12 protein-coding genes are annotated in these 13,353 nt (G+C 68.2%); 9 read left to right on the top strand and 3 right to left on the bottom strand.

Annotated features, from left to right (window positions below; genetic code table 11):
* Window positions 1-206: 206 nt before the first annotated feature.
* The 3 genes from AC4H2S_RS04205 to AC4H2S_RS04195 all read right to left on the bottom strand — a co-directional run bounded on the left by AC4H2S_RS04205 (window position 207) and on the right by AC4H2S_RS04195 (window position 4,581).
* On the bottom strand, window positions 207-2,366 hold the full coding sequence (locus AC4H2S_RS04205) for a hypothetical protein (RefSeq protein ID WP_491495699.1): 2,160 nt from the start codon (window positions 2,364-2,366) through the stop codon (window positions 207-209).
* On the bottom strand, window positions 2,363-3,379 hold the full coding sequence (locus tag AC4H2S_RS04200) for a hypothetical protein (protein ID WP_491495698.1): 1,017 nt from the start codon (window positions 3,377-3,379) through the stop codon (window positions 2,363-2,365). Before AC4H2S_RS04200 ends, AC4H2S_RS04205 begins: the two co-directional genes overlap by 4 nt.
* A 746-nt stretch (window positions 3,380-4,125) precedes the next feature.
* The gene (locus AC4H2S_RS04195; RefSeq protein WP_491495697.1) at window positions 4,126-4,581 is read right to left on the bottom strand and encodes a hypothetical protein; all 456 of its coding nucleotides are present in this window, start codon (window positions 4,579-4,581) and stop codon (window positions 4,126-4,128) included.
* Window positions 4,582-4,808: 227 nt separating this feature from the next.
* Here AC4H2S_RS04195 and AC4H2S_RS04190 point away from each other — a divergent pair, with 227 nt between their 5' ends.
* From AC4H2S_RS04190 to AC4H2S_RS04150, 9 genes are all read left to right on the top strand, one after another.
* A complete protein-coding gene (locus AC4H2S_RS04190; RefSeq protein ID WP_491495696.1) occupies window positions 4,809-6,743 on the top strand; it encodes an AAA family ATPase in 1,935 nt (644 codons plus the stop codon).
* A gap of 1,138 nt (window positions 6,744-7,881) precedes the next feature.
* The gene (locus AC4H2S_RS04185; protein WP_491495695.1) at window positions 7,882-8,283 is read left to right on the top strand and encodes a hypothetical protein; all 402 of its coding nucleotides are present in this window, start codon (window positions 7,882-7,884) and stop codon (window positions 8,281-8,283) included.
* Window positions 8,276-8,644, top strand: coding sequence for a helix-turn-helix domain-containing protein (locus AC4H2S_RS04180; RefSeq protein ID WP_491495694.1), 369 nt, complete (start codon window positions 8,276-8,278; stop codon window positions 8,642-8,644). Before AC4H2S_RS04185 ends, AC4H2S_RS04180 begins: the two co-directional genes overlap by 8 nt.
* Before the next feature lie 95 nt (window positions 8,645-8,739).
* Window positions 8,740-9,447 carry a hypothetical protein gene (locus AC4H2S_RS04175; protein WP_491495693.1) on the top strand — a complete coding sequence of 236 codons (708 nt, stop codon included), beginning with the start codon at window positions 8,740-8,742 and terminating at the stop codon, window positions 9,445-9,447.
* Complete coding sequence (locus AC4H2S_RS04170; RefSeq protein ID WP_491495692.1) at window positions 9,444-10,289, top strand: hypothetical protein; 846 nt, start codon at window positions 9,444-9,446, stop codon at window positions 10,287-10,289. Before AC4H2S_RS04175 ends, AC4H2S_RS04170 begins: the two co-directional genes overlap by 4 nt.
* 215 nt (window positions 10,290-10,504) lie before the next feature.
* Complete coding sequence (locus tag AC4H2S_RS04165; protein ID WP_491495691.1) at window positions 10,505-10,972, top strand: aminoacyl-tRNA deacylase; 468 nt, start codon at window positions 10,505-10,507, stop codon at window positions 10,970-10,972.
* Between the two features lie 83 nt (window positions 10,973-11,055).
* Window positions 11,056-11,442 (top strand): response regulator transcription factor, encoded by a 387-nt coding sequence (locus AC4H2S_RS04160; protein WP_491495690.1) that lies wholly within the window; start codon window positions 11,056-11,058, stop codon window positions 11,440-11,442.
* A gap of 107 nt (window positions 11,443-11,549) precedes the next feature.
* Window positions 11,550-12,587: a zinc-binding dehydrogenase gene (locus tag AC4H2S_RS04155; protein WP_491495689.1), complete on the top strand. Its 1,038-nt coding sequence runs from the start codon at window positions 11,550-11,552 to the stop codon at window positions 12,585-12,587.
* A 76-nt stretch (window positions 12,588-12,663) separates the two neighbouring features.
* Window positions 12,664-13,323 carry a TetR/AcrR family transcriptional regulator gene (locus AC4H2S_RS04150; protein ID WP_491495688.1) on the top strand — a complete coding sequence of 220 codons (660 nt, stop codon included), beginning with the start codon at window positions 12,664-12,666 and terminating at the stop codon, window positions 13,321-13,323.
* Window positions 13,324-13,353 lie beyond the last annotated feature (30 nt).

Genomic DNA, 13,353 nt, shown 5'->3' with positions numbered 1-13,353 from the left:
ACAGACGAAAGTCTGAGAAGCACCCCCTCGGGGCCCGAACCCGGGTCACGAGGGGGTGTTTTGGCGTCTCGGGGCGATCTGTTCCGGCCCTTCGCGACTGGTCGAAGGGCTCGCCGACGTCATCGGGGTCCGGAAACGCCGAAGCCCCCTGAATCGGGGTAGGCCGATTCAGGGGGCTGGGGTGCTGGTGTGGTGACCTCTGCTGGTCAGGCGGCTCCTTCGTCGAGGGCGGTCTCGACGTTCTCGTCGTAGGCGGGGTCACCGCGAGTTCCCTTCGTGCCGGGTGGCAGATGGGTGGGTGCGTGGTCGTCCTTGCGCTTGTATCGGGTGACGTAGAGGTCGCCGTTGGCGTCCTCGACAGCACGGCTGAGGAAGGCGCGGACCTTGCGGATGCCTGCGGCTGCGAGGAGGACGGCAGCGAACAGGGACTGGGCTGCGTAGCCGCGAGTGCGGCGCTTGCCGGAGGAGCCGAGGGCTTCCTTGCCCTCGTCCTTGGCGAAGCCGTGCAGACCTTCTTGGGACTGGCGCAGAGCGTTGTAGATGTCGGTGTGCTGGTCGGTGCCGAAGGGGAGGTCTTGGAGGTACTTGGCCAGGTCGACGCCGGACGACGGCTTCTTCTTGGCGCGCTTGTCAGCACCCGACTGCTTCTTGTGCGGCACGTCGTCGGCGTCGGACGGCTTGGTGGGGCGCAGGTCGATGGTGACGGACTCCTGTCGACAGGGCTTGGGCCAGACGCCGTTGGTCTGCGTGTCGCGGTTCGGGGTGATGCGGTCCTTGAGTCGGACCCCAAGTACGGGTCCACCGATCATCTTCTTCTCCTCCGAGCGAGGCTTGAGCGCGCAGATGACGGCCGGGTGGGACCCGGAGGCTGGGCAGCCCCACCGCTGGGTTCCGGAGTCGTTGATGCCCTTGTTGCGGGCACGGTAGGACTCGCGAGAGGCGATGCGCTGCAGGTACTCCTTGCGGGTGATGGTTCCGGCTCGGAAGTCCTTCGTGGCATCCACCAGGATCGCGGGGATGCTGGGGCAGTACCACTCGCCCTCGACGAGGACGAGGCCGTCAGCGCTGCCCTGTACGCCGATGTGGTCGTCAAGGATGGGCAGGACCAGTTTCCAGCCCAGCCCTCGTGCGGGGAGGTGGAACGTCTCGGCTGTGGCGTTGGCGTAGAGGCCGTCCCCTGCGAGGTAGTTGGGCGGGTGGACGTGGGCGGCAAGGTCGGTCATGACGCGGCGGGCTGCTCCGGCGGCGTCGACGCCGGGTGCGAGGTGCATGGCGAGGGGCAGGGCGGGCAGGTACTGGTTGTCGCCGAGGTAGTCGCAGGCGGCGACCATGAGGTTGATGTCGTAGCCGTAGAACGCCTTGCGGACTCCGTTGCCATGGTCGGCGTGGTCGCCGGTACGGACGTAGAACCCTGCGTTGGGGTCGGTGGAGGCGAGGGTGTTGTCGACGCCGCGACCCTTGGTGTGGAGGCGCAGCGGGGTGGCGTCGATGCAGGCCGAGCCGCGGTACTTGGTGCGGACCTTCGCGGGCAGGAGCGTGTAGGGGATGCGCAGGATGCGGTTGCAGACCAGCGTGAGGGCGTCGTGGTTGTCCAGGATCTCCTCTGCTGTGAGCGGGCGGTCGTTGTCGCGCAGCGTCACCCAGGGGATCTCCTTGCCGGTGGGGTGGATAGGGGGGTCGAGGGTGATGAGGAACCGGCGCAGCGCGGAGCGGACGTTTCGCTCGATGCGCCACAACTGGCGCCGGGCCTCGTCGGCGCTAGTCGCGACGGGGAGTGCCTTGACGTCGAGCAGTCGCATCGAGGTCGGGTGGAGGCGGAAGTAGAGGGTGCGGGCGATCTCGGAGGACAGGCACCCCTTGCCATCCATCGCGGTCAGCATGATGGCGACGAGCAGCGCCCGATAGCCGATCGCGGAGGGGCGTCCCGACTTCTTCTTGCGTCGAGCGATGCGCGCTTCGATGTGGTCGAGCACGTCGGCCTTGTTGATGGCGTCGAAGACGCTGTCCACGGTCTTGTCGGCGAACTTGGTGTCGTGGTGGTCGAAGATGCCGTGCACGGTGTCGTCGCCGACTACGCCCGGCCCGTTCATCGGGATGGCGAGCGTCTTCTCCCTGCGCTGGAGGAGGTCTGTGACCGTGCCGGTCTCGAACTTCTGCCGCAGACCACGACCGGTGATGGTCGAGTCGCTGCTCTTGATGCCACGCGGCTTGCCCGCCGGGACAGTCGCCTCTGCTTGAGCGTCGCCGGGTGTGCTGACGCTGCTCTGGACGCCGGTCTGGCTGCTGGCCCGCTTGGTGGCCTCCCTGTTGTTGATGGACGTGGTGCTCTGACGCTTAGGCCGGTGGCCCGGTGACTTCTCGCTCACGCCAGGTCCTCCTCGTCACCGAAGGACACCGTCAACGACATGTCGGTCTCGGGGATGGCGATGGTCATGGGCGGCCGGTAGGGACTGGCGCGCAGCAGCCGTGCGGTGCGCTCCGGCTCGGTCGGCGGGAGCATCTGCAGGAGGTTGTGAAGGTGGTTCGCCTCCTTCATGTCCGATGCCTCCATCAACTCCTTGAGGGGAGTGCCGTTGACGAGGTGCCAGCACAGCCAGGTGTTGCGCAGGCGGGTGGAGTTCATGAGCACCGGCGGGTTCTTCGCCATCGCCCGACGCACCGACTCGTTCGAGGAGTGAAGTCCGGGCTCGGTGCGCCACGGAGCCGTGAGGATGTGGCCGGGCTCGACGGCGAGCACGATGTCGGCCAGGCGACGCTCCCAGTGCGACAGGCACGTCACCGTTCGCGTGGACTTCGGCGAGGTCACCGTGACGTGGACGGCACCGTCGTCGTCGATGACGACGTCGTCGCGCTTGACTCGCGTCAGTTCACCACCGGTGAGGCCGCAGCCCAGTCCGAGGGCTAGGAAGGCCGTCATCCGCTTGACGCGCTTCTTCACGCTCAGCGTCTTCGCCCACACCCACAGGTCAGCCTGGTCGGCGTCGCTGAGCGGAGTGACGGGTGCTTCCTCGGTGATGGTCGGCTTGCGCAGTTCCCGAGGCGTGGCCCCGAGGAGGAAGTCGCCGATCAGTTCGAGGCGAACCCACGTCACGTTCTTCGACGTCTCCGTCCAACCCTTGGCCGGGCCAGCCCACTCGATGTAGCGGTAGCGCGTCTCCTCGCACAGCAGGTGCTCACGGGTCAGCGGCTGCCCGGTGCTGTGCGCCCAGCGAGCCAGACCCGCGAGGGCTGAGAGCGAGATCCGCATCCACGACTCGCCGACCGGGGTCGGTGCCATCGCGAGGGAGTCGATGATGGCCTGCTGGGTGAACTGCAGCGGCTCCGGCTGCAGGCACGGGTGGCCCTTGTAGCCGTTGACCATCGCCACAGCCATCTGCATGGCGACGTCAGCGTCGGGGTGCAGGGCAACGCCACGGTTCCTCATCGCGAGCCACCAGTCGGGAAGTCGAACCGGTGAGGGCAGCGGCGGCGGAGGCCGCAGGCGAGGTAGTGGGCATGCCACTGGGCAGAGGGCCACTCAACGTCCGGGGGAGGGACAGGCAGCGGTCGCTGGACAGGGCCAGACGAGGTGCGGTTGCAATGGTCAGTAGACCCGTGCGGCGCCGAGGCTGAGAGCCGGACTGAGAGCCGGGCGGAGTCGTCGCTGGAGGGTGGGCAGGGCAGGGCAGGGTCGCCTGTGAGGTGCATGTGCGGCACTTCCGGTTGACATCAAGACCGGAGCGCGACGACCTCGTGTTAGGGCACAGGCACACCGCGACCGGCAGGACGGGAATCGGTCCCAGTTCTGTGCCGGTGTTCAGGGTCAAAGCGGTGCATGTCGACGTCCTACCTACCACGCACAACGGCGATCAGTCGAACACAGATTCGAATAAGATGCGCGATGCCGACGAAAGCGCCGGTAGAGGGGCGGACAGAAGCAGCGGAGTGAATGGTTTCCATGCCTCAATGGTTCGGGAATCCACCTCCCCGAACTAGACGCCTAGTTGGGACGGTGGAGCCTCGAACCCGCCCCAACTAGACCCCCTGCAATGGGCCCCGCCCGGACGGAACCCCCGCCTGCTCGGACCCGCCTCAACTAGACGGGTTGACACCCGTTTCACGCTCAAACCGGCGCGAACCGCCCGCTCAGGAGCCCGTCGCGGCCGACGAGTCCGGGTAGTTCCAGTCCACGTTCGGGCGCGGCCCACCCTCGGCGACCGCCAGGAACCGCGCAATGAACATGGGGTCCGGCATCGCATCCGGCAGCACCGTCAACAACGTCGCGATGTCCTGAGTCGTCAGGTTCTCGTTGCCGTTCAACCTGGCATCCCACAAGTCCATCGCGTTCAACCGGTCATCGAGAGCAGCCAGCCCCGTGCGTCGCATCAAGATGCCGTTCTTGAACTCCCGCACGTGCACCGCGATCGCGTTCTGCACCACCGCGGCCCGGAACTGCGCCACCTCCACCGGATCGCGTCCCGACGGCGGCTGCCACACCCTCTCCGTGACCTTGGTGCGCTCGTTGCCCACCTTCCCGAACGCGTTCGGCGGCTTGCACCACCGCTTCGGACCCCTCGGCTTCCTCGCGCTCGTCTCAGTCACGCCGCGAACCCTAGAGGTTGACGGCGCGAATGCATGACCAAGGCGAACCCCGCCGAAGAGCCCCGCTCTCTGCCTATGGTGTGTCCGCGGGCGTTACGGGGTGTACGCCGCGGCCAGACTGCATCTGCGACCAGCACGCTCACCTGACCGTCGAAGCCTCGCGTCTGCCGATACTTCGACTGACGCCTTCTCGACGAGACTCATGCCTACACCGCGGAGAACTTCTGATGCCTGACGTGAACCCACGATCGACGATGCGGTGCTCTCGTGTCGAGTTCACGGGCTACCGCCGCCTCGCTGACACCGCTACGAACCTCGACGGCCGACTCACCGCGTTCGTCGGCTTCAACGAAGCGGGAAAGACATCACTCCTGCAAGCGCTCACCTGGTTCACCGAGGGCGACGACCTGGCAGTCACGGACCGAAACCGCATCCTTCCCCCAGCGAGCGACAACTCACCGGTCGTGAAGGTGTACTTCGAACTGACACAGGACGACAAGGACGCCATCGCCGACATCCCCATGGACCAGATGCCCTCGTCGATGACGCTGGCTAGGAACGCCGACACCAACCTCATCTACTCGTTCCACCCCTACCCGCGCCACCCCCGCAAACCACTCACCGACGCAGCCGAACGCCTCGACCAGGCGCTGTCACGACTGGCCGGGCAGTTCGAGGAGTCAGCAGACTCTGACTACCAAGACCCCAACGACTGGGCATCGACCGTGGCGCAAGCCCTACGGTCGCCCGACACCACGTGGAGCGAGGCGCAGGTTGAGGCGTGCGACAGCCTGTGTGACTGGCTGAGCGAAGTTCCTCATGGACGCAAGACTGCACGCGACGAACGTCTTGCCACCCTCCTCGCCATCGTCAAGGAACACGCCACGCAGCCTCCCGCGAGTAACCAAGTATGGAGTCGCCTCCGGGCGCGAATGCCCTCCTTCGTGCTTTTCGCCGACCAGGACCGCGAACTCCAGACCACCTACGAACTCGCGCCCGACAAGCGGGTACTGCCACCGGCCGTGCTGGCCCTTCTGCGCATCGCAGAAGTCGACCCGGAAACTCTGTGGACGCACCTCAACAACGGCGACAGCAGTAGCCGCGAAACGTTGCTCGACCACGGCAACGATCGACTGCACGCCCTGTTCAGCGAAGCGTGGAACCAGTCAGGTGTCACCGTCCGGCTCAACACCTCCGGCGTGCGCCTCGAAGTCATGGTCAAAGAACTCCGCACCGGCGGCAACGTCACCAACATCAGGGAGCGCAGCGACGGACTCCGCACCTTCGTGGCACTCGTAGCGTTCCTCGCGGCCGGAGAACACGACGTCCCACCCATCCTGCTCATCGACGAAGCAGAGACCCACCTGCACTACGACGCCCAAGCAGACCTCGTCGGCGTCCTGCTCAAGAACGTCAATGCAAGCCAGGTTTTCTACACCACCCACTCGCCGGGATGCCTGCCCAGCGACCTCGGAACCGGCATCCGCGTCGTGGAACGTGACCCCGTCTACGGCGACGCCAGCATCATCAAGAGCCACTTCTGGCAGAACGAAGGCCCCGGGTTCTCCCCACTGCTGTTCGCCATGGGAGCAGGGGCCGCCGCCTTCTCCATGTGCCGACAAGCGGTGCTAGCAGAAGGCGCGGCGGACATGGTGCTCCTGCCCTCCCTCATCCGTGAAGCCACCGGTCTGCTCGACCTCGACTACCAGGTCGCGCCGGGACTGTCACAGGCGCACACGGCGGGCATCGAAGTTGAGGAGGTCGCTGCCCGCGTCGTCTACCTCGCAGACGGAGACGCCGGAGGTGACAAGCACGTCGAGGACCTCAAGCAAGCCGACGTCCACACCAGCCGCATCTTCCAGTTGCCACCTGGCAAGGCCGTCGAGGACCTCATCGAACGCGACGCCTACATCCAGGTCGTCAACGAGTTCCTCACCAAGATGGGCCAGAACAAGACCCTCACCGAGGCCGACCTCGACCCGAACCTGACCATCTCGAAGGCGTTCGAGGTCTGGGCCAACGCCAACAAGGTCCGCACTCCCAGCAAGGTCGAGATCGCCTATGCCCTACTCGACTCCGGCGCCCGACTCACACCAGCGGGTCGAACGGTCCTCAAGAAGCGTCATGGGCAGTTCGTCGCCGCCTTCGCACGGGCCACCTGACTGCGTAGACCGAACGCTCGGCGCCGGACCTTTGAGGCTGAGCCTCTTCGCGCAGGGTCAGTGGGGATCTGCTGGACGCCTTACGATCGCGGCGTCCTCAGGCGCGCCAGCACGTCCTGGGTGATCAGGTTCGCGACCTCGACGGGAGGCCGGGCTGTGAGGCGTAGGCGATTGCACATCCTCGCCTGCGCGAGGAGCCGCGGCCGCAGGGCACCGACCACCGCCGCAACCCACTCGTCGCTCTCGCTCCGCTCCATGGAGTGACCGTAGGTACAGGCTCCGACACCGCACCCGAACGCGCCCGCCGCTCGTGACGGTGGCCCAAGCCGCCTGTCACAACGGCTCGGGCCACCAAGGTCGGCCCGGTGAACCTGTCAACCGTCCACCGGACCCACACGGTACCGCGAGAGCCCTGCAACCGGTCCTCGCAGCCACCTGACGGGTGGCCGGTCTGCCTGACACAACCGACCGGAACACCCGACGTAGACAGTATGGATCGACGTCGGATGGCCAGGGAAGGGAGAATCACTCGATCATCGCGGCATATGCGGGTGTTCGCCCGTTGTCCGATAGTTGGCTAGGAACCGAGCACGCCCACCGAGCGTCGAACGGCACCGCCACAAAGGAGAAGGTGTGAAGATCGGACACGTGTTCGCCGTGCTGGCCGCTGCGGCAACTGTCACAAGTGGGTGCAGTGCGTCGACGTCAGCATCGAGCAGCCAGACACCAGAGTCGGCCGCTCCAGCAACCTCACTTTCATGTGGCGAGGCCGACCAGTCCCGCGTCGCCCTTGACGTGCCAGGCCCGGGGCAGCCCACCCCCGAGGAGGCTGTGGCCCCCTATGCAGGTGCTTTGAAACTCGCTACGCGCGAGGTCGATGACGGCACGGTCGTGGTCGGTCTTAGGCGCGATGACTCAGTCTTTCGCGTGTATCAGGTGACCGAGCGGGCCGATGGATGGTGGCCCGACGGGTACTCGGAGTGCCGCGTCTAGGGAACGCCGATGAGTCGCCCGCGCGACGGGCGCTGAGGAGCGGGAGGGTCACGCGCGGCACGATCGAGGCCTGCCCGACTCAAGGCAAACAGTCACCCGCCGATATGTCTTGCAGTGCATACGCACCAGAGTGCATAATGACGGTGTGGAGGTGCATCGGTCGCAACAGTTCGCTCGCTGGGTCGACGACCTCGTACAGCGTGCGAAGGCAGGTGACCCACAGGCCCTCACGATGGCTCAACACGCGTTCGACGAACTGGACTACCTACGCAGACTCGACGCCGAACCGAACGAAGACACTGCCACCCTCAAGCGGGTCCGCCAGTCCAAGAGGTACCCCGTATGGCGACTGTCCCACCCTTACGACCCTGACACCGCCGTCCGCATCATCTGCTGGTTCGACGACGCCAACGAAAAGGTCGTCGTCACCTTGATCGGCGCGGACAAGGCACCCATGGGCGACGTCTTCTACGACAGTGTTGGCAGCCGCTCCGACCAGCAAATCGACCAATGGAAACGCGAGAACGAAGGTAAGCGCGATGAGTGACCACCGCATCCCCGAGGACGCGCCAGGCGGGTTCGCGCCAGCAGACGACGTGTTCGCAGCCTTGGAGTCCATCCCCGGACTGCACGACAACCAAGCCGCCCGGGATGCAGCCCGTGACCAGATGGAACGTGCCCACAAGATGGGTCTGTCCATGATCCGTAGGGCTGCAGAACTCACACAGTCCGAGGTCGCCGATCGACTCGGGGTCAAGCAGACTTCCGTGTCCCGACTCGAAGCCCGCCCCGACATGCTCATGTCCACTCTGCGCAACTACCTCGACGCAGCCGGAGCCGAACATCCCCGCATCGTCGTCACCATCGCAGGCACCGACTACGAAGTAGACCTCGAAGCGTTCGCCTGACCCACTGCATGGCTGCGCCCTGAGCCGCCCGCACACGCCCTGTCCCGCTCAGCCGTCCGGGAAACATGTCGGTGTGAACGGCAAGGATGAGCGACATGAGCGAGCCCGCCACCACGCTGTCCGTGCCTCACGGGCATCCGGCGCACATCCTCCTCGACGAGGAGACGCACAACTACCCGCACATCGAGATCGAGGTGGCCAGCGGTCGCCGCCCGGAGGGGATCGCAGGGATCCGGCACTGGTGGGCAGCAGCCTCGGTCACTGACCACACCAAGCCGCCGCTGAACATCCCTGTCGCGCACATGAGCCTCACGCTCGTCAACGAGTTCCTGTGCGACCCGCTGTACGCGCTCGACGCCATCGACGGCGACTCCATGCTCATCGCCGAGGCGCTCTGGCGAGGCGACCAGCGACGTCCCGAGTTCGAGGACCTGCTGGAGGGCAACTACGGGCCGGTGGCCGTCGTGAACTCCTACGAGGTCGTCCCCGAGTGGCGCCGCACGCCTCTGAGCCCGATGCTCGCGCTCCGGATGCTCAGCGTGTTCGCTGAACTCGACGTCAGTGCGGCAGCCCTCTACGCCGCCCCCTACAACAGCAGCCTCAAGGGCGCCGAACGTGCTGACGCGTCCGACAAGATCGCCGCCATGTGGGAACGGGCCGGGTTCGAGCGCCTCTACCCAGGGCGAGCGCCGCACGAGGACTTCAAGCAGGTCATGGTCCGCTCGCTCGACACCAGCGACATCGACCAGACCATCGCAGACCTCGCCGGACGCGACCACGTGCTCCGGGAGGCCGTCGAATGACGAACCCCACCGACGAGGAGCCGACCTGGGAGGAAGGCGCTGCACAGGGCACCACCGACGACCTTCTCCGCTGGGGCACAGACTGCTTCCACGTCGACCTCACCGACCAGGACACCGTGCTCAACCTCGCTGCCAACTCGATCCAGCGAGGGGCATGGCGCAACAACTCCGAACTCGAAGACATCCACGCCGGGACCTACAAGCGCCCCGGACAGAAGACACCGCGTGGCCTCTCCGACGCCGAGATGATGGTCGGCAACATCGAGACCTCACGCATCATCCGCACCCACCTCGCGACCGGTGGCGAATGGTGGTACCTCGCAGCAGAGGACGACCTGTTCAACTTCGACCGCCCGTACGCAGGTACGCCACTCACCGAACACGTCACGAAGAAGGTCCTCGGCCAGCACCGCAAGCAAGTCAAGAACAACCTGTGGCTGTTCCGCTGCGTCGAACGCGTCATCGGCTGGGATCGGTTCCTCCTCGGCCTCGCCATCAGCGACCTCGCCGACGGCATCAACTACGGCTCACCGCTCTGGCCCACGCAGGTCACCACATGGGCGACGACCTCCGACCCCGCGCCAACCGCGGCCCTCGTTGAAGCCATCACTGCCGACCCCACCAAGGTCGCACTGGATGACCTCACCGCCGCCATCGACACCGGCGTCGGTTTCGCCCATGGACACGAGCACTGGCACCAGGAGCACTGCGGTGACCCGAACCACCGACGCGACGCCGAGATCGGGTCGTTCCTCGGGTTCTACTCATCCCTCATGGGCATCCCGCAGCCGTGGCTCTACGCAGCCGTCAAGCAGCGCTCGGAGACACCAGCGGACGACTGACGCTCGCACTGCTTCTCTGGTCGGCGCGGGGAAACTCCTCAGATCGCGCGGGGAAACCCCAATGCGGGGCACGCCGGAGGCGACCCTGACCTGCGTGAACGTACTTTCTTCCGTAGCCCGCCACATCGACACAGCCCCTGACCCGCGCACGCGTGGGTCAGGGGCTGTTTCGCTTTGCCCCCAGCGGGACCTCCACCGGCCGTAGGCTCGCACGCATGGCCGACGACAACCCCGCGCTGCGCGCCCTCGCCGAGTCGGGCATCGCCCACGAGATCACCCGCCACGGCCGGGTGGGCTCCCTCGCCGAGGCTGCCGCCGCCCGCGGCGTGGACCCGTCGGCGATCGTGAAGACGATGGTAGTGCGCCGCGGCGAGGGCGAGCACCTGTTCGTGCTCGTCCCGGGAGACAGGGAGATCTCGTGGCCCAAGCTCCGCGCGCTGCTCGGCGTCAACCGGATCTCGATGCCCGACGCGGAGGCCGCGCGGGAGGTGACCGGCTACGAGCGGGGGACGATCACGCCGTTCGGGTCGAGGGCCGCGCTGCCGGTCGTGGCCGACGAGCGCGTCACCGGCCGGACGATCTCCATCGGCGCGGGTGCCCACGGCGTGGCGGCCACCGTCTCCGGCGACGACGTCGTCGCCCACCTCGGGGCACAGGTCGCGGACGTCACCGACCCCGCCTGAGCCCGGCGCGGACGACCGGTGGGCGGTCGAGACGGGTCGCCGTTGTGTGCCTGACGCGGGGATCCCGCTTGTAGCGTGTCCGCGTGGCCCCCACCGTGCTCGTCGTCGAGGACGAGCCCGACCTCGCCCAGATCATGGTCTTCGCGCTGCGGCGGGCCGGCTTCGAGGTGCTCGCCGTCGCGTCGGGCGCCGCAGCCGTCGCCTCGGCGCAGGGCCAGCCCGTGGCCGTGGTCGTCATCGACCGGGGGCTGCCCGACATGGACGGCCTGGAGGCCACCGCGTCGCTGCGAGCGGGCGGCTACCGCGGCGCGGTGCTCGTGACGAGCGGGCAGGCCGGCGAGGAGCACGTCGCCGAGTGCCTCGAGGCCGGGGCGGACGACGTGCTCGGCAAGCCCTTCACCCTCGCGCAGCTGGTGGCCCGGGTGTCGGCGGCGCTCGACGGACCGGCGGACCCGGCGACCACCACCTGACCACCACCTGGCCGCTGGCTGGCCGCTGGCTGGCCGCTGCCTACCGCCGGCTGACCGCCGGCTGACCGCCGCCTGACCGCTGCCTGATCGCCGGGCACAATCGCCTGGTGCGTGCCGTGGTGTTCGACGAGGTCCGGTCCCAGCCCGAGGTCCGGGAGGTGCCCGCGCCGTCGGCGCCTGCCGGCGGCGTCGTCGTACGTGTCGCGGCGACGGGCATGTGCCGCAGTGACTGGCACGCCTGGGCCGGTCACGACGACATCGCGCTGCCCCACGTCCCCGGGCACGAGCTCGCCGGCCACGTCAGCGAGGTCGGCGAGGGGGTGACCCGCTGGCGGGTCGGCGACCGGGTGACCGTGCCCTTCGTCTGCGGCTGCGGGCAGTGCGAGTGGTGCCGCGGCGGCGACGCGCAGGTCTGCCCCCACCAGCAGCAGCCGGGGTTCACGCACTGGGGGTCGTTCGCCGAGCTCGTGGCCCTGCACGCGGCCGACGCCAACCTCGTCGCCGTGCCGGAGTCGGTCGACCTCACCACGGCTGCGGGCCTGGGGTGCCGCTTCGCCACGGCCTACCGCGCGCTCGTGGGCCGCGCCCACGTCGCCGCGGGCGAGTGGGTCTGCGTCGTGGGTGCGGGCGGTGTGGGCCTCAGCGCCGTGATGATCGCCCGCGCCCTCGGCGCCCGGGTCGTCGCGGTGGACCGCACCCCGGAGGCGCTCGCCGCGGCAGCCCGGCTCGGCGCCGAGCACACCGTGCTCGCCGACGGCCGCCACGTGCCGGAGGCGGTCTCCGACCTGACCGGGGGCGGGAGCCACGTCGCGGTGGACGCCGTGGGCAGCGAGCAGACCTGCGCCGACGCGATCCTCAGCATGCGCCGCCGGGGCCGCCTCGTCCAGGTCGGGCTGCTGCCCCCGGTCGACGGGCACCCGCGGCTGCCGATGTCGCGGGTGATCGCGTGGGAGCTCGACCTGCTGGGCAGCCACGGCATGGCCGCCGTCGACTACCCGTGGATGCTCGCGCTGGTCGAGTCGGGCGCGCTGCGCCCCGACCTGCTCGTCGAGCGGACGATCGGCCTGGCGGAGGCCGCCGCGCTCCTGCCCGTCCTCGACCGGGCGACGGTCGCGGGCATGACCATCGTCGACCCGACGACCTAGGCAGTCGGCGCGGATCGCCTCACACGGGCAACAGCGTCCTGCGGGGTCTATTTGCACTGAGTGCAACAATTGCCGGGTGCCGACGACCCTGCCCACCGATGGCCGCAGCGCGCTCCGTGCGCAGCGGCGCCGGGCGATCCTCGACGCCGCCCGCGCGCTGGCGACCGAGCACGGCGCCGACGGCTTCACGGTCGAGCAGGTCGCCTCCCGCGCCGGGGTGTCGCGCCGCACGGTGTTCAACCACTTCGCCGGCCTCGACCAGCTGCTGGTCGGGGTCTGCGAGCAGGTGCTGGGCGAGGCGACCGGGGCGCTGCTCGACGACGTGGACCGCCGCACCGCCGACCTGCCGGCCGGAGAGGCGGGCGCCCGCACCGCGCTCGACGCGGTCGGCGAGGCCACCCGCGGGGTCGACCTCCCCACGGCCATCGCCACCATCCACGTCGCCCTGGGCTCGCCGCAGCGCGGCGACGAGCGCGCCCAGGGGATCTCGCGCACCGCCTTCGAGCACGTCGGTGGCCGACTGCGCCAGCAGCTGCTGCGGCGCGCTCCCGACCTCGACCCGGTCGACCTCGAGATCAGCCTGGCGCTGCTCTTCAGCGGCCTCACCACCGTCGCCGGGCTCTGGGTCGACCATCATCCCGGCCTGGCCCCGCCCGTCCCACCCACCGCGCGCACCGACTGGGACGCGCTCCTCGACCGCGTCCTCCACCGGCTCCGCGTCGGCCACGCCGGCTGACCCCCCCGGACTCCCGCACCACAACGAAAG

Source organism: Nocardioides sp. Z13_37, assembly GCF_058355585.1.
The sequence above is the reverse complement of the archived record's forward strand: the minus strand, read 5'-3'. Positions and strand labels throughout refer to the sequence as shown.

Bases quoted from the DNA above. Each gene is read 5' to 3' on its own strand.
- AC4H2S_RS04200 (WP_491495698.1), bottom strand. From the start codon at position 3,379: ATGCAGATGGCTGTGGCGATGGTCAACGGCTACAAGGGCCACCCGTGC.
- AC4H2S_RS04190 (WP_491495696.1), top strand. From the start codon at position 4,809: ATGCCTGACGTGAACCCACGATCGACGATGCGGTGCTCTCGTGTCGAG.
- AC4H2S_RS04180 (WP_491495694.1), top strand. From the start codon at position 8,276: ATGAGTGACCACCGCATCCCCGAGGACGCGCCAGGCGGGTTCGCGCCA.
- AC4H2S_RS04175 (WP_491495693.1), top strand. From the start codon at position 8,740: ATGAGCGAGCCCGCCACCACGCTGTCCGTGCCTCACGGGCATCCGGCG.
- AC4H2S_RS04170 (WP_491495692.1), top strand. From the start codon at position 9,444: ATGACGAACCCCACCGACGAGGAGCCGACCTGGGAGGAAGGCGCTGCA.
- AC4H2S_RS04165 (WP_491495691.1), top strand. From the start codon at position 10,505: ATGGCCGACGACAACCCCGCGCTGCGCGCCCTCGCCGAGTCGGGCATC.